Source organism: Floridaenema fluviatile BLCC-F154, assembly GCF_041929135.1.
GTDB lineage: Bacteria > Cyanobacteriota > Cyanobacteriia > Cyanobacteriales > Aerosakkonemataceae > Floridanema > Floridanema fluviatile.
The window spans coordinates 76020-97236 of the sequence record NZ_JBHFNS010000017.1; the positions used below are offsets into that span (position 1 = coordinate 76020).

Here is a 21217-nt window from a genome sequence, read left to right on the forward strand (position 1 = left end):
GTGCGTCAGAGACTCAAAATTAGTGATTATCTCCAAAATTTTACTATCTGACGCACCCTACTAAATTTTAGTTCTAATTTCTTGATGCTATATATTTGGTTGTTAACCACATTTCAAAATCTTCAGCCGCCGCAATTGTTTCTAACTTATCCAGCCGTCTTTCAATTTTTTCTACTTGCTCTTCTTCTAAAGAATCTGACAATTTTTCATCAGAAAGCCAGACAAAAGCTGACCCGGCTGCGGCGCTAGAAGCAATGACAACTGGTACAGTAACATTACTTTTAGCTGGTGAAAAAATCATCCAAAAAGCAAACATTCCTGTTGCTAAAGACCAAATTTTTGTAGTAGCAGTAACTCGGATATCGGTAGTTTTTTCGGGTTTTCTTAATTCTGATTCCTCTGGTTGATACATAAAAATTCTGGCGCTCCAAAGTTCCTTTACTAAATAAATTGCCACATTTAGTAGGGATAGTGCGTCATACTAGGGATTTGTATCAAATGGATTAAGCATGATTACATATTACTTTGGGAATAGAACTGGAGCGATCGCACCTTATTAAATCCAGTTAAATCGATCGCCTTCTCCAATCTACATTTCAATTCCCAATTCTTGCAATCGTTGAGTTAAGCTGTTACGCATTTAAAAGTCATATTGTAGGGTGCGTCAGATTTAGATATTTTCCTTTCTACATAGGCTTTACCGTCTGACGCACCCTACTCATTAATAAGTGATTTAAATGCGTAACAGCTTACTAGCTAATATAGCTGCTTAAATCATAAAATATAGCTTGTAACAACATTAAATTTACTTTCATGCACATCCAGCTAAATTTATTTGAACCACCACCTCTGCCATATACTGAACCGCAAAAAGCCGAAATAATTAGTAGTACTACTGTCATCGAACTTTTTGCTGGTGCAGGTGGTTTAGCACTAGGTTTAGAAAAAGCAGGATTAGACGCTAAAGCATTGATTGAAATTAACAAAGATGCTATTGCTACACTGCGGCATAATCGCCCAAACTGGAATGTAATTCACTCTGACATTTCCCAAGTTTCTTTTCAAGGAATGAGTGCAGATGTTGTTACCGGAGGATTTCCTTGTCAAGCTTTTAGTTATGCTGGCAAAGGTTTAGGTTTAGAAGATACTCGCGGAACTTTATTTTATGAATTTGCTCGCTGTATTAAAGAAGTAAAACCGAAAATATTTTTAGCGGAAAATGTTAGAGGTTTAATCAGTCATCAAAAAGGCAAAACTTTAAAAATCATTCTATCTGTTTTAGAATCATTAGGTTACAAAGTTCAGTATCAGTTGCTTAATGCTGTTAATTACGACGTACCCCAAAAGCGAGAAAGAATCATCATTGTTGGCACTCTTCCCAGTATTCAATTTCGTTTCCCGGAACCTTCTCCGGTAATTCTTACTTTAAAGGATGCTTTGCAAGATGTTCCTATTTCTGAAGGCATGAAATATAGTCCCCAAAAAGCTGCCGTTTTAGCTTTAGTACCTCCCGGTGGTTGCTGGCGTGATTTGCCGGAAGATGTGCAAAAAAGTTACATGAAAAAAAGCTATTATCTCACAGGTGGCAGAACTGGAATGGCACGCCGAATTTCTTGGAATGAACCAAGTTTGACTCTGACAACTTCTCCATTACAAAAGCAAACAGAACGCTGTCATCCAGATGAAACTAGACCTTTTACAGTCAGAGAATATGCCAGAATTCAAACCTTTCCTGATGATTGGGAATTTATGGGTAGTATAAGTTCCAAATATGAACAAATTGGCAATGCAGTACCCGTTAATTTTGCATATCATTTGGGACGAGCAATTCTTAGTGCTTTATCAGTTATTGAAACTAAGTTTTTTGCACTTCAACGATAAAATATTTCCTTAAATTGCTCTCCAAAATTCTCTTTGCCTAACTCATCTAAAATTTCAATTATTTCCGCCCAAGTGTCTGTTTTACCTGAACAAAAATCCCAAAATTCATCTTGCACCCAAGCATCTTTGCCTTTTTCTAGTGGATAAGCTTTTTCTCCTTGTCGCTTCCACCAATCTACTTTGTAAGGATTTACAGGAAAGACAATTTTAGCAGTGAAATTTACCGCAGGATCTTGACAAAATCTATAGGAATACCAATCAATTAGTTGTAGTTTAAAATCGATACCGCTTCTTTTATTAATTTGGACACTTTTGAGATCGAAAGCATATTCTTTTCCATCTTTAGATAAATAAAGATCTACAGTTTTTTTAGCAGCAGAATTAACATAGTTTACATTTTCTCGCTCTGATTTCAGTGCGGATTCTTTCAACCTATTGACATATTCTTCTGTAGGCATTAATGTATTATTTTTAAATGATTGTTTAAGTTCTTCAACTTCTTGGGATAGAAGTTCAGGAAAAGGGTTAGGCATTAATAGGTCTTTATCTTCGACTATGAAACCATTTGCCTTAGCTAGGACTTCAGCGATCGGTTTACAAATAACTACACCTAAACTTGTTTCTAAACCACCTACTAACGACCTGATTCGTCTTTCATGAGGAAAAAGCAAGTCTAATAAATGGGAATGTTTAACTTCTTTGTTGCGAAAGAACTTTTGCAGAGAAGTTTCTAAGTTTTGCTTGATCTGAGTTTTCAACTGGAGATCCATAGTCAAGATAGAGCCTAAAATATTGACAGACTTTCAGTATCCTATACTTTGACCGGATCGGGAACTAATCAACTACTATTTTTGGGATTTTCTGACTTATGATGTTAGATGGAAGCGATCGCACTTCTCAAATTAAAGCTAATCGATCGAGAAAAGCGATCGCACTTTTCATCCCCAGATCAATTGGTGTAGCCTTGAAGGTGTACCATAACCACTACTATAATGTCTAAAATTACTGTTGAAGAAGCCAGCCAAAACCTGCAAGCCATTCTGGAAAAAGTAGCAAAAGGAGAAGAAGTAACACTCCTACAGTCAGGAAAACCAGTAGCTAGAATAGTACCGCCGATCTCAAAAGAGCAATGGTTAAGCGAAATGGATAAATTCCGCGCTTCTATTCAGTTAAAGGGTGAACCTATGAGTCAAACAGTAATCAAATTAAGACAAGAGGATCGCTATTGATCTACTTAGATACCAGTGTTATTGTTCCTTTCTATTTGCCAGAGGCGCTGAGTATTGCTATTAGGGAATTACTGGTAATAGAAGAACAACCAGCCTTGAGTCAGCTAGTTGAAGTAGAACTGTTTTCTGCATTATCCCGCCGAGTGCGAATGGGAGAAATATCAGAACAGCAAGCAAGACAAATAACTGAGCAATTTCAAATTCATCTCAACGAAGGTTTGTATACTCGGATCAATTTAGAATCAGTTCACTATCAGCAAGCGATGCAATGGATAGGTCGTTTTGATACACCTTTACGCACTCTAGATGCGCTACATTTAGCAATTGCTGCTTCAAATAATCTGCGTTTGGTAACGGCTGACGAAACACTTGCAGATGCAGCTAATATTTTGGGAGTTGAAGTGCAATTATTAACCCTGTAGAATTCTAAGAGTTTGATTCTACGATCGCACTTCTCAATTTAAATCAAGTTAATCGATCGCACTCCCAAAAATCCTACATTTCAATTCCCAACTCTCGCAACCGTTGAGCCAAAATTTCCGCCCGATGTTCCGCTACTTCAGCACGTTGTTCCGCTACTTCTGCACGTTGCTTTTCCCTTTCTGCATCCATCAAAATCAAATTTCCCTGTTCATCATACCAACGCAACCATAAACGATTGATTCCTTGATATTCACCTTGCCACAATCCTAAACCCAATTCCAACGGAGGCATCCAAACTTTTGATTCTGTTGTTAAATTTAACTCTTGATAACGACCAGAAACTAAACTAAATACTCTTAGTGTATCAGTGTAGCGATCGAACACCACATAATAAGGAACCCGCAAAATTCGCTCATAAACTTCCCACTTTGTAGGAGGTTGATTAACACTACTACTTGTTTCTCCCAAATCTTCTTTTTCCGTACCCGGAGACAGCAATTCTACAACAACAAAAGGACTAATTCCCTCTTGCCAAATTACATAACTCAGGCGTAAATCTCCCCCATCATAAAGCCTGGGAACTCCCACAACTCCAAACCAATCTGGTCGTTTATACCAGTTTTGATGACGCACATCGTAATAAAGATTCATGTCACTTCCGCAAAACAATTGTTCGGGAAAAAACAGTCGCGGACGAAAAGTAAAACTCAAAAGTTGAGGTTGCAAATCATGAAATTCATCAGGCAATCCTGGTTCCTCCGGGTTTTCGCTAGGTAAATCATACATTGTCGGCAAAGTTTCTCTGGGAGAAAGAGGCGGGTCACTTTGTACTGCTGGATATTTGAATTGAAACATAGAAATACTTCCTTGCTAATAGCATATAAATCTTACAATTTTTTAGATTTTCGTACTTCTTATTGCGGCAATGCAAAAATCTCTCAGTTGATCTAACCTGTCACCTGAAATAACAGTTAATTCACTATGCTGTCCTTCAGAGCCAGAATGCAATAGATGACCGGATTTTAGTTCCTGGCGACAGCTTTCCAAAGTTCTACCTGTTGCCCATACGCCAGTTGCGCCAGGAATTTCCCCATAAAAACCTTCATCTTCCTCAAGCATTTCATAGTGCGCCGCTTCCATTGCTTTCTGAATATATTCTTGAATCATTATTTACCTCTGCCTAAGTTCGATCGCCAAACATCACAATCATTATCTTAATCCTTGTTCCTGCAAAACTTCATCAACCCAAGCTGCATTTATTTCTGATAAAGCTGCGACACATTCCCGACTATAATTAATCTGTAAATCATAACCAGCAATATCATAAATATTATCCAATATATTCTGTAAATCTAACACAGGTTCTTCATCTTCCGACCTTAAAGGAATGGGAAAATTAGGAATTGCATTTCGTATATTAAAAGCATATAAATCTGCTGAAGGACGACGATCGCCACGACAAACCAAAATCCGATAATCACTTTCTATACCATTACTAGAAAACGGCATCGCTTGCCAATTTCGCAATAAATCAATTTCTACTAAATGCGTCAAACTCCCTAATATTTTCTTTTGTTTTTCTGTGTATGCTTCCCTTCCCTCCCCAGGACGTTTATTCACAGGTGAAAGAATTTCGATTACTGTTACTACCTCTTTCTTATCCACATCTCTAATTTCTAAATATCCCTGTCTAATGCTTTCGGCAACCGGAACTTCTACCGTTATTGGTTGTGCTGGAGGTGCAGCAACAGTAACATTGGTTGAAGTGGGATTTACTGTACTTCGTTGACGTTTTACAGTTACGTCAGGAACCCCAACTAACAAATTTTCCCCAAAAGTTTCATAAACTCGTACTTCCACAGCAACAATGTATTTAGGACGTAATTTAGGTGATAAAAACCTGGCAATTTCAGTAATTAACCAGTGATGTACACCCGACCATAAGCTAGGATTTTCTAAATAGGGATTCATGCCTGGAAATGGAGAAGGCATTGTTTTACCTCTGCGATCGCATTAGAAACATTATATCTCTTGCCACGATCGAAATATCTCATTAAATCATCTGCGTTTAAAAGACAAAACTTTAAACTTCTAATACAAATTTGCTGTAGAGACGTTATATATAACGTCTCTACAGAGAATTGGTAATCTTGCCTTATTGACCAAAAGACAACAAAGAAATTGCTCTTTCCAAAGCTTTCTTGATTTCGTTAATTTCATCTTTGTTTTTTTGAGTAATATTAATATCCTCAGCTTTATTAGTAATAATTTGCAGAGTGTAATCAATTTCTTCAATTTTATTATTGCTACCAATGATAAACAATACAATTCCTACGATCATTCCTAAAACATTATGAAGTATGAGAGATACTATTATAAATAATAATCCGAAAATTACTTGATTCGTGTCAGAATCTTGAACAGTTTTTTTGTCTTCAATTAATTGAAATTTATAGATATCACGGATTCGATAGTGTACCTTTTTGTATTCCAATAAAGTGGAAGTGATTCGGATACCGCCTTTGTCATAAAGGGTTTGTTGGGCAGGATAAGATGATGTCATTTTGTAAGCTATTTAAAAGTTGTGGAATTAAGATAAATAGCTTTAATTGAGAACAGTTTTTCAACTCTCCCCAATCTACCCTGCGGGTGGGAGTGACTAGCTACCCACCCGAAACTATGTAATGACTTGAAACGGTATTAGCACCCAATTACTTGGGTAAATTCAGCTATCTATTTCACATCATAACCAAACAAATTTGGATCGACTTCTCCTAGTTCTAAATCTGCTAAACCATACTCCGCCCAGCGTCTTTCTACCATCGCCGCTATGCCGGGATCTGATTCTAAAGGTGCGCCCCATTCGTGTTCGGTTTCTGGTGGTATTTTGGTAGTTGCATCTATTCCCATGCGTCCACCTAAACCTATTTTTTCACTGGCAAAGTCTAAACTATCAAAAGGCGTATTTGGCAGAATAAAAACATCTCTGGTTGGATCGACTTTAGAACAAATTGCCCAAACAACTTGGCGGGGATCGCGGACATTGATATTTTTATCTACGACAATTACGAACTTGGTGTAGGTAAATTGAGGTAATGCACTCCAAAAAGCTAAGGCGGCGCGTCTTGCTTGTCCGGGATATGCTTTATCAATGGAGATGATTGCTGCTTTGTAACTTAGTGCTTCCATTGGCAGGAAGAAATCGACAATTTCGGAGACTTGTTGGCGTAAAATTGGGGTGTAAATGCGATTAAGTGCGATCGCCATCATCGCTTCTTCCTTCGGTGGACGACCGCTAAAAGTCGTCAAATAAATCGGATCTTTCCGATGCGTCACACATTGAAACCGAATCAATGGCGAATCTTCCACCCCGCCATAATATCCCATGTGATCCCCAAATGGGCCATCGGGTAACATTTCCCCTGGCGTAATCGTTCCTTCTAAAACAAATTCCGAATCTGCGGGAACTTCCAAATCTACAGTTTTACACTTCGCTAATGGAACACCAGAACCACCGTATAATCCAGCAAATAACCACTCGGATAAATCTACGGGAATGGGAGTGGCAGCTGCCATAATAATTAGAGGATCTACACCTAGTGCGATCGCAATTTCCAACTTCTTCCCATTTTCCGCCGCCTTCCGTAAATGTCTCGCCCCACCTCGCACAGATAACCAATGCACAGTCATAGTGTTGCGAGATTGCAACTGCAAGCGATAAACCCCCACATTTGGTGTTCCCGTTTCGCAATCTTTAGTAATCACCAATCCCAAAGTGATAATCTTCCCCGCATCACCTGAATAAGGGCGAATCATCGGAATTTGATTAAGATCTAAATCATCACCTTGAATTACCACCTGTTGACAAGATGGGAAAAAATCCCTTCCTGGTTTCGCCTTCAACACATCAAACAACACTTTACCAAACTCTACCGCCTGGGCAATTTTTTTCGGAGGTTTTGGTTGTTGCAACATCGCCAATTTTTTCCCTAAATCTTCCAACTCTAAGGGATGCTGCATATTCATCGCCCAGCAAATCCTTTCTACCGTCCCCATTAAATTTACAGCGACAGGAAAAGGAGAACCTTTAACATTTTCAAATAATAACGCAGGGCCACCCCGTTGTAGCATTTGGTTAGAAATCTCGGCAATTTCCAAATCTGGGTCAACCAACGCCGAAATTCGCCGTAATTGTCCCCGTTCTTCCAGTAGTTTAATAAATCCCCGTAAATCTCTAGCCATTATTTTAAGATTTGTAAAACGTCATTTTTTATATTATGTGGGAAAGATGCACTAAGTCAGGACAGTTTCTTTGAGGATAAACATGAAATGTCCCCAATGCCAATCTACTTCTTACCGCAAAAATGGTCGTCGCAATGGCAGACAAAATTATTTGTGCAAAAATTGTGGGCGACAATTTTTAGAGACAGCTAGTTCTGTATTGCCAACTACAGAAATTTCTCTGCCCGACGTTGGCACAGATTTAGAAGCGGAATCAATGACAGAAGTCACAGCTTTTACTGAGAGAAACGATCGAGAAACTTTGCCCTCAGATATACAAATCGATCGGGAAATTTTATCTGCTTCGGAAACTGTACCTTCGGTATTGCTTTTAGATGTAGAAAACCTAAAAATTGACTTAAATGCAGAAAAGTTTTTGGTTAGTTTAGCTCAATCCCCACAGATAATTAAATTTGCTTTTGCCAATTGGCGAAATACGTCGCTGGCAAAACAAGATGCTGATTTGTACGATCGCGGTTATCAATTAATTCATGTTCCCAATGGCAAAAACAGCGCCGATGCCAAAATGATTGCTTTTGGCGCATCAATTTTTAAAACCTATCCCCACGTTAAAGAAGTATTTATTTGTTCCTCTGATGGCTTATTTATGCACCTTTGTCATCAGTTACAAAATCATGGTATAGTTGTTTATTGGGTACGCCGTAAAGATGGAAAGTTAATTGTCGAAAATCGCCACACAGGAGAAACTAAACATTACTCGATTAGCTTAAATACAGAAATTCCCAGTTTAGATATATTAATGAATCAATTAGAAAGTTTGCTTCAGTCAGAGCGAGAATCGATCGATGAAAGACTCTCAAAAATCTCGGTTTTCTCGGCACTATTTCAAGCTAGATGTAGTATAGCCAAACAAGAAAATACTGTTGGCGAAAAAGCACCAAAAACTGCAACTAAATCAGGGAATAACAACAATTTAACTCCAGAGGTGGTTCTCAATGATAGCAATGGTTTAGGGAATAGCGATCGCAACGGAACCGCAAACAACGGAAATATTTTAGCACCGATCGACAGCAAAGAAAAATTAGAAAAAGCCTTGATTCAATTAATGAAAAAAATGAAGTCGCAAAATACCAAAGAAGATATTTCGCCTAATACTTTAAGCAAAGAATTCACCAATATCTATGGCAAACCGCCCAGTTCGGTAATTAAAGAATTAGGTTTAGGCAGTACCTTAAGTAAATTTCTCAAATCCTGTAGTTGTTTCAAACTTCAACAAAAGGGTAATCAATACAAAATAGAATTAGCTTAAATAGTAGTCAGCAATGGCGAAAATGCTATCATGCTATATCCAGAAACACCAGTTTCTTGAAAATGGTAACATTTAACTTAAACATCAGATGTCGCATCGTTTAGCAACTAAAATTGAAGCCATTCTTTATTTAAAAGGTCAGCCACTTTCCCTGTCAGAAATCGCTGAGTATGCTGGCTGCGATCGCACCGAAGTTAAAGAAGCACTGATCGAACTAATACATGATTACGCACATCGAGACAGTGCATTAGAAGTAGTCGAAACACCAGAAGGTTACACTTTACAACTGCGATCGACCTTTCACAACCTGATGCAAAATTTAATCCCTCCAGAACTAGGAGTCGGAGCTTTACGTACATTAGCAGCGATCGCCCTCAAAGGTCCGATCTCCCAAACAGAATTAGTAGACTTAAGAGGTTCAGGAGCCTACCAACAAGTACAAGAACTAGTAGAATTAGGCTATGTCCGCAAACGCCGCCAAGCCGACGGGCGATCGTACTGGCTCCAAGTCACAGATAAATTTTACCAATACTTCCAACTCCAAGAACTCCCCCAAGTACTCGAACAACCAGCACAGAGTTGAGCAAAGGGGCAGAGGGGCAGAGGGCAGAGGGCAGAGGGCAGAGGGCAGAGGGGCAGAGGGGCAGAGGGGCAGAGGGGCAGAGGGGCAGAGGAGAGGAAACCTCAAAACTTACCCAGTCCCCAATCCCCAATCCCCAGTCCCCAGTCCCCAGTCCCCGATATTTCAGATCAAAATCGATTAAATTAGTAGTAGTAAAACAAGTGGGATTCACATGGTCTTTAACCCCAACCATCTCAGCAGCAACGCCCAAGATACTCAAACTAATGAGTTATTGACTTATCTCCAGCATCAATCGCCGGAGGTTTTAGAGCGTGTAGCTAAGTCAGTCAGTCCCGAAATCAAACAAATTATTTCCCAGAACGTCCAAGGATTAGTCGGGATGTTGCCTGGGGAACATTTTAACGTCGAAATTACTACAGATCGGGAAAACTTGGCTGGACTATTAGCTTCAGCGATGATGACTGGCTACTTTCTGCGCCAGATGGAACAAAGGATGCAATTAGAAGAGAGCATTTTAGGGTCGCATTCACTCTCAGACTCAGCCAAAGATGAAAAATCAGGTGGTTGAGCACCTTAAACTAATGGTACTCCCGGTAGCTATTCTAGGAAGTGAAACCGGATTAATTTTGGATTTGAGATTTAAGATTCTCTAGTTACTTAGCCTAGAACACAAGAGACACTAACTAGAGAATCTAAAGTCCGCAATCTCAATTCAGCCGTTTAGGATAAACTCCTGTTTTTACTTGGAGTTTTTGTCTTTTACCATTGCGGTTCACTTCCATTTCCAGGGCAGTACCAATCTCACTAGACTCGACTACTTGCTGAACATCGGTAGTATCTTTAACAGTCAGGTTGCCGATTTTTTCGATGATGTCACCTGCACGTAGACCTGCTTTTTCCGCTGGCGATTTGTCCAGAACTCGAACGATCAAGACTCCTCGATCTTGAGTAATTTTCAAGTCAGTTTCTTGCAGCATTTTGCGTCTCATATCTGGAGAAAGAGTCACCATTTGAACGCCTAGAAAAGGATGTTCCACACGCCCTTTATCAAACAGTTGATTAGCGACTCTTTGAGCAGTTTCGATCGGAATCGCAAAACCCAACCCTTGAGCACCCGCCCGAATCGCCGTATTAATCCCAATTACCTCGCCATTTGAGTTTAACAAAGGCCCCCCAGAATTTCCGGGGTTAATAGCGGCATCAGTTTGAATAAAATTAACTCTTTTATCAGGGACACCGACTTGGGAACTAGAACGTCCCGTGGCGCTGATAATGCCCACAGTCACAGTATTATCCAAACCCAAAGGATTACCGATCGCGATCGCCCACTCTCCCGGAACCAAATTTTGCGAACTACCCAAACTTACCGTTGGTAAATCCTTCGCCTCAATTTTCACCACCGCCACATCAGTAAGTTGATCCACACCCATCACACGACCATCCAGAGAGCGACCATCCTTCAGCGTTACTCTGACAATATCTGCTCCCGCAACCACATGAGCATTAGTCACCAAACGCCCATCCCCAGACAAAATTACACCAGATCCCGTACCCCGTTCCACCCGTTCATCCGATGGCACAGGTTTTTCATTACCAAAAAACCCCCGAAATAGAGGGTTTTGAAACAATTCTGGTAATCGAGTTTCCACTTTCCGCGCCGCATCAATCCGAACCACAGCGGGGCCAACTTTTTGGGCAGCCTCGGCGATAAAATTAACATTACCCGGTGAAATGGGGATTCTGCTTAACGATGGACTGGGCTGAGGTGTTAGAGGTTGGGGAATTACAGGTGTCATTGAGGCAGTCTGTCTGATAGGATTTTCTGATTGTAGGTAGCGGTTGCCTAAGATCCCTGCCCCACCCCCTAAACTCAGTAAAGTTAAATAAAGAGTCAGTTGTTTAAAAGATAAACTCATAATTCATGATGCCCAAACAAACACAAACTAGTAATTAAATCTAATTTAGCCTGTTCTTTGCTGGCGACCTGCCTGATCTGGGACAGTCCTACCTAAAATAGCTCAGAACAAAGGGCTATAGAAAAATGACGATAACAAATGGCGAAGGATATTGAACAATTGGCAAATGAAAATTAACAAAGGACAACTGACCCTTCTTTTCGCACTTTTCTCGCTCAATATTCCCCTTGTCGGAATAAAAGCCAATGCAGTAGAGCCTAGCAACCTCAACTGTCCTGTACCAGCTTTATCCAGGCTAAAAAAACATTTAGTTGCGCCAGGGGAAACAATTGAGAGTATTGCCAGACTTTATAACCTGATTCCGGCTACCTTGATGGGAATGAATCCCAGCATCAGACGAGGTGAGGTAAGGGCGGGGAGTGAAATCATTATTCCGCCTTTTAATGGCATAGTGGTAGAAGTGCCACCGAATCAAACTTGGCGAGATGTAGCGGCGGCTTATAGAGTCCGAGATGTGTTGGTATATGAAGCTAATGGCTGTCAAGAAGATTTGCGAACTGTCTTTTTGCCAGGGGTAAATTGGTCGCCAGCCGGGAGCGATAATTTTATTGAGACTACCGATCTCAGAGGTTATCCTTTACCTACAGTAGCGCCTGTAGCTTTAGGATATGGTTGGCTGCTGCATCCCAGTACACGCAAGGTATTTTTTCACAGTGGGTTAGATTTACTGGCTAATCCAGGTACGCCAGTTTTAGCTGCTGGGAATGGGATTGTGGCTTTTGCTGGCGATCGCGGAGATTATGGTTATTTAGTAGTTCTCAATCATCAAGAAGGACAACAAACTCGCTATGCACATTTGGGTAGTATTACTGTTACTACTGGACAACCAGTAAGGCAAGGTCAACAAATAGGAACCGTTGGGAACACAGGGAATCCAGATATTGAAACCGCCCATTTACATTTTGAAATCCGCTATAACTCCGATTTAGGCTGGGTAGCAGAAGATCCCAAATCCTACTTGCGGCAAATGGTAGGTACAGCAGAAACTCCCGCTTCACCCAGCAATCAAAATTCCTCGCCGCTAGTAGTACCAGAAACCGGACAAGAACCAACTTTCAATCTTCCGGCAAATCTACCCCCACCACCAGGGGAAACGGGAGTTTCTGACGATCGCAATAAACCCGCCGTCATCCCCGTACCCCCAGGCACCGGAAGAATAGTACAACCTAGTCAACCCGTAAATATCCCCGTACCATCTCCAGGTAGCGTGCAGTAGCAAGAAGGCAGGAGGGAGACGATCGAAGGTGGACTAGGAATTGGGATTTCTTATGTAGAGACGTTACATATAACGTCTCTACAAAGTTTTTGGTTAAGGATAATCTGGCTAATTACTAAATGATACAAATAAAGTAGGGGCGGGTTTAGCCAAAAGTCTGAAATACCCAGCTATATGATTAAAATCAAAACCCGCCCTTTCCCAAGCATCTGTAGCAAACATTTAGGTAATTGATCTAATGCGCGTTATCAGTCGAAAAGCATTGCGAGAATTTTGGGAAGATCATGCTAACGCTGAGTCTAGCTTATTGCTATGGTATCAACGTACCTGTGAAGCTGAATGGCAAAATTTTGTAGAATTACGTCAAGTATTTCCTGCTGCCGATCTAGTTGGTAATTTTACCGTTTTTAATATTGGAGGAAATAATTATCGTCTGATTACTTTTGTTGATTATGAGTACCAAATAGTGTTTATTCGCAATGTTTTAACTCATGCGGAATATGATAAGGAGAATTGGAAAAATGACGAGTGGTTTGAAAACACCTAGTAGCTATTACATTGAATTAATTACAACTTTTCCTCCCCGTCCAATTACTTGTGAGGCTGAGTTAATCGCTACTCAAAATCGGATTAATTCGATATTGGATCGCAGAAATATTACCCAAGATGACCGAGATTATTTGAATGTGCTTGGCACTTTAGTTTATGATTATGAACAAAAACATGAACCAATGCCAGTGCTTAAAGGGATAAATTTGCTGAAAGCTTTGATGGAAGAAGATCATATTTCCGAAAAAGATTTGGTTGGGATATTTGAAAGTAAATCGCAGGTGTCTGAGGTACTGAGTGGGGAACGGGAACTTACGGCAAGTCAAATGCAAAAATTAGCTGAGTTTTTTCATCTTTCTCCGGCTGGGTTTTTGGAGTGAATTCAAGAATTTGCCGGGAAAAGATTAAGTTACACCCTACAACTAGATTTTCCTGTTTGTATTCAACAGTAAATTTACATTTACATCTGTGTTAATCTGTGGTTAAAAAGTACGTAGTTGCGCTTTAGCGCCAAAAATTATGAGCATAGAACAATTAGTAATCCAAAAGTTACAAACCCTTTCCCCACAAAAACAGCAAGAAGTCTTAGATTTTGTAGAATTTTTACAATCTAAGAGTTTGCCAGAAGAATCTTCTAATCAACAGTTAAGCGAATCTGCTTCTTTTTTGACACCCCCACTCCGCATCCCCGACATCCAGGGTGCGTTAAGTCAACAGTTAAGCGAAAGGGAATCTGCTTCTTTTTTGACCCTTGCCCAAAAATGGGTAGGTTGTATTGATGCACCAAGCGATCTTTCGACTAACAAAAAGTATCTGGATAGGTATGGAAACGAATGAGGCAGCGTGTACTTTTAGATACTGGCCCTTTGGTGGCTTCTCTCAATCGTCGAGACAAATTTCATCAATGGGTAACGACAGAGTTAACAACCATTAAAGCGCCTTTATTGACTTGTGAAGCAGTACTTTCAGAAGCTTGTTTTCTCTTACGAAACTTTTACCCTGGACAGCAAGCGGCGATCGCTTTAGTTAACAGCGGACTGATTCAAATACCCTTCTGCTTGCAAGAAGAAGCTGAGATTATTAATGAACTAATGACTCGTTACCAGTCTGTACCAATGTCTTTGGCTGATGCTTGTTTAGTGCGGATGGCTGAACAGTATTCTGGAAGTACTATTTTAACTTTCGATCGCGATTTTTTAATTTACCGCAAGAATAGAAATGAAGTGATTCCTTTGATTATGCCAGAAAATACTTAGTTACTTGGCAGGTGCAGCGAAGGAATATCAACAGATCTTTCGCTTTCATTAGATTCTTTTTCCAGTAGTTCTTCGATCGCTTCCAAGTGTCCTAAAATGTGAGGTATAGAACCATACTGAAAAAAATCAAATATTTCTGTAAGATTTTCTCTTTTGCTATCTCCTTTCGCTACATCAATTATCTGTTCGGAAATGCTTTCCAAATCTAAGCTAATTTCTTCGAGGTTAAACAATAAGCGATCGATCTTCTGTTTACCTATTTCGCCTTCTAGCTTTTCTCGATGTTCTTTCAAAGTATTAATTGCATCTCTGAGTGAGTAAGTTTTGGAAATCATAACTTTCCTTATCCTTAATTTCTAAGACTATTTCTCACCCCACATTAACAGGCTGATGTTCCTGATTAATTTGTTCAATCAAATTTTCGACCACATTTTGAGTTGGTAAGTCAACTGATTGCAACATATCCTTATATATAGTTGTTGCTGATTCATCATTGAGAATGCGGTAATGAATAATTTTTGTCCATTCTGGTGCGTCAAGTATTAATTGGGGAACTACATCAAGAAATGCCTGAAGTTGGGCTTTGATTTCAAAAGATTCTAGGAAATGAATTAGGCTAAACATTACTTCTGGCTGTTGGCATTCGTCATTTAGAATTAAATGCAGTTCTCGCAAGTATTCGCTGTTCGGATTTTTGGCAAATTCGGCTAAGGCGGTTTCAAATGCAGCGATTTCTTCATTTGTCCGCATAAATTTGTTGGCTTCTAAGATAGCAAGTAATGTTTTTGCATTCATTTAGATTAATTATGCTCCCATTCTTTCTCAATTCTTTCTAAGTCTTTTGCTGCACTTAATTGTTGAAAGATTTGATGGGCAGTGTTGTAATGTTGTTGGGCGAGTTCGGTGTTATTGCGTTGACGATAAAGTTGGGCTAAATCGTAGTTAGTCTCGGCAATACTCGAAGTCATTCCTAATTCTTGCATCTTTTCTAAAGCTTCTTTTAACAGCGGTTCTGCTGCATCTAAATTACCTCTTTTAAGTTCAACCGTACCTAAACCACCTATGCAACCTATTATCATAGTTTGATAACCTAGTTCTGTGCTAAGACTCAAGCATTGCTGATACAGACGTTCTGCTTCATCCCAATTGCCGCGATTTTGTTCAATATCTCCCAACAATCCCCAAGTAACTGCCATCCCAGCCCGATCGCCTAATTGAGTTTCAATTTCCAAACATTGCCGATACAGACGTTCAGCTTCATCCCAATTGCCGCGATTTTGTTCAATATCTCCCAACACTCCCCAAGAAGTTGCCATCCCAGCCCGATCGCCTAATTGAGTTCTCAATTCCAAAGATTGCCGATACAGACGTTCAGCTTCTTCCCAATTGCCGCGATTTTGTTCAATATCTCCCAACAATCCCCAAGAAGCTGCCATCCCAGCCCGATCGCCTAATTGAGTTCTCAATTCCAAAGATTGCCGATACAGACGTTCAGCTTCTTCCCAATTGCCGCGATTTTGTTCAATATATCCCAACACTCCCCAAACAGCTGCCATCCCAGCCCGATCGCCTAATTGAGTTCTCAATTCCAAAGATTGCTGATACAGACGTTCAGCTTCTTCCCAATTGCCGCGTTTTCGTTCAATATCTCCCAACACTCCCCAAGTAACTGCCATCCCAGCCCGATCGCCTAATTGAGTTTCAATTTCCAAACATTGCCGATACAGACGTTCAGCTTCATCCCAATTGCCGCGATTTTGTTCAATATATCCCAACAATCCCCAAGAAGTTGCCATCCCAGCCCGATCGCCTAATTGAGTTCTCAATTCCAAAGATTGCTGATACAGACGTTCAGCTTCTTCCCAATTGCCGCGATTTTGTTCAATATCTCCCAACGATGCCCAAACAGCTGCCATCCCAGCCCGATCGCCTAATTGAGTTCTCAATTCCAAAGATTGCCGATACAGACGTTCTGCTTCTTCCCAATTGCCGCGATTTTGTTCAATATATCCCAACACTCCCCAAACAGCTGCCATCCCAGCCCGATCGCCTAATTGAGTTTTAACTTCCAAAGATTGCCGATACAGACGTTCTGCTTCATCCAAATTGCCGCGAAATTGTTCAATATATCCCAAGTGTCTCCAAGTTTCTGCCACCCCAGCCCGATCGCCTAATTGAGTTCTCAAATTCAAAGATTGCCGAAAGAGATGTTCGGCTTCATCCCAATTGCCGCGATTTTGTTCAATATATCCCAAAAATTGCCAAGTTGCTGCCATCCCAGCCCGATCGCCTAATTGAGTTCTCAAATCCAAAGATTGCCGATACAGACGTTCTGCTTCATGCAAATTGCCGCGAAATCGTTCAATATCTCCCAAATACCCTAAAAAGGTAGGAATTTCATCCTGAATTTCCTGTTTTTGGCTAAGAGATAAAGCATCAAGAAAACATTTTTCTGCTTCATCCCATCTGCCAGAATTACGATGAACACAGCCTATTTCTCCGAGACAGTATGAACGATCATCATCATCGAGATAGGGTAAAATCTGTTCACACAATTCTTGCAGTAAACTCCAGTTTCCCCATCTGTAGAGATATTCTGACTTTATTAAATAGTAAGCTTCGCTGTAATTCCCCAACTGAAAGGCAAAATATTGAGCTTCCAAAACTGGGCGCAAATCCTCTAAAGTTTGGGGATTTTCGACATTCTTGCCAGTGCAATAAAACTTATAAACACTTTCCAGCAGCTTAGGCAATTCCTCTTGACAATCTGCTTGCAAAAACTCCACAATCACCCGATGCAGATCGTAAAATAACTCACATTTCTCTTCATCGTAGCGACACTGCACCAAACTACTATCAACTAACCGTTCTAAAATCCCTTCCGTTTCCCTAATTTCTGCCTCAGTCAATTCAGCAGGTTCTTCTAAAATTGCTGCCAATTCAAAACGGTGATCTTTATCGATATCATCCGTATATAACCGCAAAAAAGTCAACCCTGGAACATCGATAGGAACGCGCAAAACACACATCCGCTTGAGTAAATCTCGCGCCGCAGCACTTTGCCTTGCCAACTGTTCTGTTAAAATCGGTTCAGCTTTTTTCGTCACCAATTCGGGATGCTTCCGCAGAAATCCAGGTTTACCTTTACCAATAGCCGCCAATTGAGTTAACAAAAAAACATGACCTTCAACCCGAAGCGAAACCCACTCTAAATCTGATAAATTATCCCGCAATTGGCGCTGTTGCAAAATCTCCACACCCGCCCCAAGATCCACACCCGAAACTATTTCAATATGCACCAATTCCGAATCAGGTTCCGCCCCATCATAGCGGGAATCAGCCAAATCTGCCGGAACTTCCCGACTAGTTAAAATTGTTTGGGAATTATGCTGCTGATAAACCAAAGCATTTAACAATTTACCCCAATCCGGCACAATAGCTCTATGCGCCCGTAGGGTAGGCATCCTGCCTGCCTCTTCATTAGCTTGTAGGGTAGGCATCTTGCCTGCCTCTACCTCTTCATTTGCAGGCAAGATGCCTGCACTACAAGAATCATTAGCAGGGTGCAAAATAGTTTCCAAGTTATCCAACAGCAAAAGACAGCGACTTTCTGCCAAACCTGCAATAATTCTCCCAATTTTTTCCTCAGCACTTTTCAAAGTTTCCGCCCTTTCAATTCCCAACCCAGCTAACAGAAACTCCGCCACATCATCAAAACTAGTCCCCTCCTGCACCTTAAAATACATCACACAATCAAAAGCACAAGTCCTCCCCTTATTAAGGGGGGCTAGGGGGGATCTCAAATTAACCCCAACAGCCTCCAAAAGTTTCACCGCCAAACTAGTTTTACCAATACCCCCTTGTCCAATTATTGCTAATACCTTGGGCGAACTCGTCAAAGAATCAGTTTCTAAACCCGTTAATTTAGCCTTTAATTTCTCCAGCAATTCATCGCGCCCCTTCCAAACAGGTACACTAGGAATTGCTTGTTGTAAAATCACCCGTTTTGCCGTCGCTTCATTTCTCTCGGTAACGTCGTCATCTGTTAAATTCGCCTCAACATTACTGTTAACTTCAACCGTGACAGATACCGTTTGTTGTGCAGTTTGAGTTTCCGTTTCTTGTGCTGTTGTCTCAGTAAAATCACTTAAATCCGCAATTTCTTGCCAATTTAAACAAAGCTTAGTACAAATTTCGATAAAGTTTAAATGGTCAATAACTTTACCAGTGAAAAATTTGTTAACCGTATTTTTAGAAATATTGATTTGTTCAGCTAAGTCTATCTGACGTGGAAAGCCTTTACGTTTAAGCGCCAGTTTAACTTTATCAATATATTCTACACGAACCCTGAGAGAGCGAGACATATTCAAGGTGAAACAATTTTTACCCAGTATAGCAAACTGCTGAGTTACCAAGCTCGCCTGGGAATCATATCATATCGGTTTAATTCCCAATAATGTAGAGACGTTATATATAACGTCTCTACAGGGTTAATGATTTCCAGTCCACTTTAGTGGAGTTTAGCTATTAGCCTCAGAATTGATTCTGAGGCGGTTTTCGCAGCAAATCACAAGTTCTTAAATACAGCTTGGGAATAAGTTGGGAAAAAATTGGTAATTAGTTTTATCTGTTTGTGACTGTACTTGTGATTGAGTGTTGTTTCATAAAAATATGAGTTTTGAAGGGCACATTTATGAAGCGCAAGCACACTGATTTTATCCTAGATGCTTTAGCAAATGCGGCTGTTTTAGTTAGTCTTTACACCTGCAATGTGTTTGTCGGTATTGCGGTGACTCCGTTAGCAATTGTCTGCTTAATTAATAAGTATAGAGATGAGGATAAAGATAACGATCGCAATGAAACAAACGCCAAATAAAAATATAGTGAAATGGTGCATTACTAGTCCCCAGTACCCAATCCCCAGTCCCTAGTCCCCAGCATAAATAAAATGCGATCGCACCACGAAAGGCGATCGCACTTAACTTGTCAACCAAAATCAACAAAAATTAGCACAACTGCATCTGAACCTTAAGCATTAGCTAACTCTGGTTGTTGATCTGGAGAAATCATCAAAGATTGGTACAACTTCTCGTATTCAACAGCGGACTTATCCCAACTGAAATCCATCCGCATTCCCCGTTGTTGCAGTTCGCGCCATTCCTTCTTGTACCGGAAAGCTTCCCACGCCCGAACTAAACAGGTATAAAGGTCTAAAGGTTCGTAGCGGTCAAAACAGTAACCTGTACCTGCGTGCTCCGTCGGTTCATGGTGGGTAACGGTATCAACCAAACCACCAGTACGCCGAACAACTGGCACAGAACCATAACGCATTGCCAACATTTGGCTAATGCCGCAAGGCTCAAAACGGCTGGGCATTAAGAAAGCATCCGTCCCAGCGTAAACCCTTCTGGCTAAAGAATCACTTTGCAGGATATAAGCTGACATCCGACCACGATAACGAGAAGCAATTTGCCACATTTGGTTTTCGTAGTAAGGATCGCCCAAACCCAAAAGGATAAACTGAGAATCTGTATAAGACATGAAGCGGTCTAAAATCTGAATCATCAGATCGATCCCCTTCTGTTCTACCAACCGCGACACCAAGCCAAGTAAAAAGGCATTAGCATTGACTTCCAAACCGACTTCTTCTTGGAGAGCAACTTTGTTGAAGCGGCGTTCTTCAATATTATCGACTGAGAAGTTTCTGGCGATGTGTTTGTCTGTAGCAGGGTCGTAACTAGTAGTATCAATGCCGTTGAGAATACCGCTTAACTTGCCACTGACATAAGATAACAAACCTTCCATCCGCTCACCGTGAGCCGGAGTCTTGATTTGATCGGCATAAGTAGGAGAAACTGTGTTCACTTTGTCAGCAAACAGAATTGCTGCTGCCATTGTGTTATCACCTTGCATATACCAAGGACACCAAGTAATTTGCTCCAAACGCCAACGCCAAGGGCCTTGATATGCCAAGTTGTGAATCGTAAAGACTGTTTTAATAGTGGGATCTTCGTTCATCCACACTGGAATCATACCCGTGTGCCAGTCATGGCAGTGAATAATATCTGGTTTCCAGTAGTTCCAGGCAAACTCGGCTGCGCCATTGGCGAACAAGGTAAACCGCCAGTCTTCATCTTCTCCAAAATAAATCCGTCGGGGCCAGAATGCTGGATGACCGAATAAATACAAGGGAACATCGCTGTTGGGGAAGAGAGTCTGATACACAGCGAAGTCTTGCCCCATAGCACTGCCGTTCCATATTGGGGCTTTGGGAATGTCCATTTTGTCCGGCAGGAAGCCATAGTAAGGCATAAAGAGCCGAACGTCATGCCCCATTTTTCTGAGGACTTTGGGCAGGGCACCGACGACATCCCCCATACCGCCTATTTTTGCTAGGGGGGCTGCTTCAGCTGCAACAAATAGAATCCGCATTTTTTTTTGGGGTTGCCTGAAATAGTTCGTTACAGAAGTTTAGCAAGAAAGAATACTGCATTCTCGCTGGGGAATTTGCTAGCAAGCTGCGTAAATTGCCCGAATGCACTACTGAGTCATG

General features: G+C 40.8%; 25 protein-coding genes. 13 read left to right on the forward strand and 12 right to left on the reverse strand.

Translation table 11 applies throughout. From position 1 onward, the window contains the following. Window positions 1-73 precede the first annotated feature (73 nt). The gene (locus tag ACE1B6_RS02685) at window positions 74-412 is read right to left on the reverse strand and encodes a hypothetical protein (protein ID WP_413255687.1); all 339 of its coding nucleotides are present in this window, start codon (window positions 410-412) and stop codon (window positions 74-76) included. A gap of 401 nt (window positions 413-813) precedes the next feature. Between ACE1B6_RS02685 and ACE1B6_RS02690 the strand changes: the two genes are divergently transcribed. Continuing rightward, a complete protein-coding gene (locus ACE1B6_RS02690) occupies window positions 814-1881 on the forward strand; it encodes a DNA cytosine methyltransferase (protein ID WP_413255688.1) in 1068 nt (355 codons plus the stop codon). Here ACE1B6_RS02690 and ACE1B6_RS02695 read toward each other — a convergent pair. Then, complete coding sequence (locus tag ACE1B6_RS02695) at window positions 1872-2651, reverse strand: TdeIII family type II restriction endonuclease (RefSeq protein ID WP_413255689.1); 780 nt, start codon at window positions 2649-2651, stop codon at window positions 1872-1874. The two genes, ACE1B6_RS02690 and ACE1B6_RS02695, sit on opposite strands and share 10 nt — an antisense overlap. Window positions 2652-2749: 98 nt before the next feature. On the opposite strand from ACE1B6_RS02695, the gene ACE1B6_RS02700 reads away from it, so the two are divergent. The 3 genes from ACE1B6_RS02700 to ACE1B6_RS02710 are packed head-to-tail and all read left to right on the forward strand — an operon-like array spanning window position 2750 to window position 3532. Next, window positions 2750-2881 (forward strand): hypothetical protein, encoded by a 132-nt coding sequence (locus ACE1B6_RS02700; RefSeq protein ID WP_413255690.1) that lies wholly within the window; start codon window positions 2750-2752, stop codon window positions 2879-2881. Then, the gene (locus ACE1B6_RS02705; RefSeq protein WP_413255691.1) at window positions 2874-3110 is read left to right on the forward strand and encodes a type II toxin-antitoxin system Phd/YefM family antitoxin; all 237 of its coding nucleotides are present in this window, start codon (window positions 2874-2876) and stop codon (window positions 3108-3110) included. Before ACE1B6_RS02700 ends, ACE1B6_RS02705 begins: the two co-directional genes overlap by 8 nt. Further along, entirely contained in the window at window positions 3107-3532 is a 426-nt protein-coding gene (locus ACE1B6_RS02710) for a type II toxin-antitoxin system VapC family toxin (RefSeq protein WP_413255692.1), read from the forward strand. The genes ACE1B6_RS02705 and ACE1B6_RS02710 overlap by 4 nt, the downstream gene beginning before the upstream one ends. Window positions 3533-3605: 73 nt before the next feature. On the opposite strand, the gene ACE1B6_RS02715 is transcribed toward ACE1B6_RS02710, so the two are convergent. The 5 genes from ACE1B6_RS02715 to ACE1B6_RS02735 form a co-directional block, all read right to left on the reverse strand. Continuing rightward, on the reverse strand, window positions 3606-4388 hold the full coding sequence (locus ACE1B6_RS02715; RefSeq protein ID WP_413255693.1) for a Uma2 family endonuclease: 783 nt from the start codon (window positions 4386-4388) through the stop codon (window positions 3606-3608). A 42-nt stretch (window positions 4389-4430) separates the two neighbouring features. Beyond that, complete coding sequence (locus ACE1B6_RS02720) at window positions 4431-4700, reverse strand: type II toxin-antitoxin system HicB family antitoxin (protein ID WP_413255694.1); 270 nt, start codon at window positions 4698-4700, stop codon at window positions 4431-4433. 42 nt (window positions 4701-4742) lie between these two features. Further along, entirely contained in the window at window positions 4743-5525 is a 783-nt protein-coding gene (locus ACE1B6_RS02725) for a DUF4058 family protein (RefSeq protein WP_413255695.1), read from the reverse strand. Between the two features lie 163 nt (window positions 5526-5688). Further along, window positions 5689-6096 (reverse strand): DUF6232 family protein, encoded by a 408-nt coding sequence (locus ACE1B6_RS02730; RefSeq protein ID WP_413255696.1) that lies wholly within the window; start codon window positions 6094-6096, stop codon window positions 5689-5691. Window positions 6097-6266: 170 nt separating this feature from the next. Beyond that, the gene (locus ACE1B6_RS02735) at window positions 6267-7775 is read right to left on the reverse strand and encodes a UbiD family decarboxylase (protein ID WP_413255697.1); all 1509 of its coding nucleotides are present in this window, start codon (window positions 7773-7775) and stop codon (window positions 6267-6269) included. Window positions 7776-7857: 82 nt separating this feature from the next. Between ACE1B6_RS02735 and ACE1B6_RS02740 the strand changes: the two genes are divergently transcribed. From ACE1B6_RS02740 to ACE1B6_RS02750, 3 genes are all read left to right on the forward strand, one after another. Next, window positions 7858-9084, forward strand: coding sequence for an IS1/IS1595 family N-terminal zinc-binding domain-containing protein (locus ACE1B6_RS02740; RefSeq protein ID WP_413255698.1), 1227 nt, complete (start codon window positions 7858-7860; stop codon window positions 9082-9084). An 88-nt stretch (window positions 9085-9172) separates the two neighbouring features. After that, window positions 9173-9667: an SMC-Scp complex subunit ScpB gene (gene scpB, locus ACE1B6_RS02745; RefSeq protein ID WP_413255699.1), complete on the forward strand. Its 495-nt coding sequence runs from the start codon at window positions 9173-9175 to the stop codon at window positions 9665-9667. Between the two features lie 211 nt (window positions 9668-9878). Beyond that, entirely contained in the window at window positions 9879-10235 is a 357-nt protein-coding gene (locus ACE1B6_RS02750; protein ID WP_413255700.1) for a DUF760 domain-containing protein, read from the forward strand. Between the two features lie 139 nt (window positions 10236-10374). Here ACE1B6_RS02750 and ACE1B6_RS02755 read toward each other — a convergent pair whose 3' ends face one another. Next, window positions 10375-11583: an HhoA/HhoB/HtrA family serine endopeptidase gene (locus ACE1B6_RS02755; protein ID WP_413255701.1), complete on the reverse strand. Its 1209-nt coding sequence runs from the start codon at window positions 11581-11583 to the stop codon at window positions 10375-10377. Window positions 11584-11749: 166 nt separating this feature from the next. On the opposite strand from ACE1B6_RS02755, the gene ACE1B6_RS02760 reads away from it, so the two are divergent. The 5 genes from ACE1B6_RS02760 (at window position 11750) to ACE1B6_RS02780 (ending at window position 14664) form a co-directional block, all read left to right on the forward strand. Beyond that, on the forward strand, window positions 11750-12859 hold the full coding sequence (locus ACE1B6_RS02760) for a LysM peptidoglycan-binding domain-containing M23 family metallopeptidase (protein WP_413255702.1): 1110 nt from the start codon (window positions 11750-11752) through the stop codon (window positions 12857-12859). A 238-nt stretch (window positions 12860-13097) separates the two neighbouring features. Beyond that, the gene (locus ACE1B6_RS02765) at window positions 13098-13406 is read left to right on the forward strand and encodes a type II toxin-antitoxin system HigB family toxin (protein ID WP_413255703.1); all 309 of its coding nucleotides are present in this window, start codon (window positions 13098-13100) and stop codon (window positions 13404-13406) included. Then, on the forward strand, window positions 13381-13788 hold the full coding sequence (locus tag ACE1B6_RS02770; RefSeq protein ID WP_413255704.1) for a helix-turn-helix domain-containing protein: 408 nt from the start codon (window positions 13381-13383) through the stop codon (window positions 13786-13788). The genes ACE1B6_RS02765 and ACE1B6_RS02770 overlap by 26 nt, the downstream gene beginning before the upstream one ends. Before the next feature lie 139 nt (window positions 13789-13927). Beyond that, window positions 13928-14245 carry a DUF2281 domain-containing protein gene (locus ACE1B6_RS02775; RefSeq protein WP_413255705.1) on the forward strand — a complete coding sequence of 106 codons (318 nt, stop codon included), beginning with the start codon at window positions 13928-13930 and terminating at the stop codon, window positions 14243-14245. Next, complete coding sequence (locus tag ACE1B6_RS02780; protein WP_413255706.1) at window positions 14242-14664, forward strand: type II toxin-antitoxin system VapC family toxin; 423 nt, start codon at window positions 14242-14244, stop codon at window positions 14662-14664. Before ACE1B6_RS02775 ends, ACE1B6_RS02780 begins: the two co-directional genes overlap by 4 nt. On the opposite strand, the gene ACE1B6_RS02785 is transcribed toward ACE1B6_RS02780, so the two are convergent. From ACE1B6_RS02785 to ACE1B6_RS02795, 3 genes are read right to left on the reverse strand one after another with little or no spacing between them, the layout of a single operon-like run. Further along, on the reverse strand, window positions 14661-14999 hold the full coding sequence (locus tag ACE1B6_RS02785; RefSeq protein WP_413255707.1) for a hypothetical protein: 339 nt from the start codon (window positions 14997-14999) through the stop codon (window positions 14661-14663). The genes ACE1B6_RS02780 and ACE1B6_RS02785 overlap by 4 nt on opposite strands. Before the next feature lie 34 nt (window positions 15000-15033). Then, entirely contained in the window at window positions 15034-15459 is a 426-nt protein-coding gene (locus tag ACE1B6_RS02790) for an Imm30 family immunity protein (RefSeq protein WP_413255708.1), read from the reverse strand. 5 nt (window positions 15460-15464) lie between these two features. Further along, window positions 15465-19028 (reverse strand): tetratricopeptide repeat protein, encoded by a 3564-nt coding sequence (locus ACE1B6_RS02795; RefSeq protein ID WP_413255709.1) that lies wholly within the window; start codon window positions 19026-19028, stop codon window positions 15465-15467. 329 nt (window positions 19029-19357) lie between these two features. Between ACE1B6_RS02795 and ACE1B6_RS02800 the strand changes: the two genes are divergently transcribed. Further along, window positions 19358-19540, forward strand: coding sequence for a hypothetical protein (locus ACE1B6_RS02800; protein ID WP_413255710.1), 183 nt, complete (start codon window positions 19358-19360; stop codon window positions 19538-19540). 152 nt (window positions 19541-19692) lie between these two features. Here the strand turns inward: ACE1B6_RS02800 and glgA are convergent, their stop codons facing one another. Further along, the gene (glgA, locus tag ACE1B6_RS02805) at window positions 19693-21096 is read right to left on the reverse strand and encodes a glycogen synthase GlgA (protein WP_413255711.1); all 1404 of its coding nucleotides are present in this window, start codon (window positions 21094-21096) and stop codon (window positions 19693-19695) included. Window positions 21097-21217: the final 121 nt, after the last annotated feature.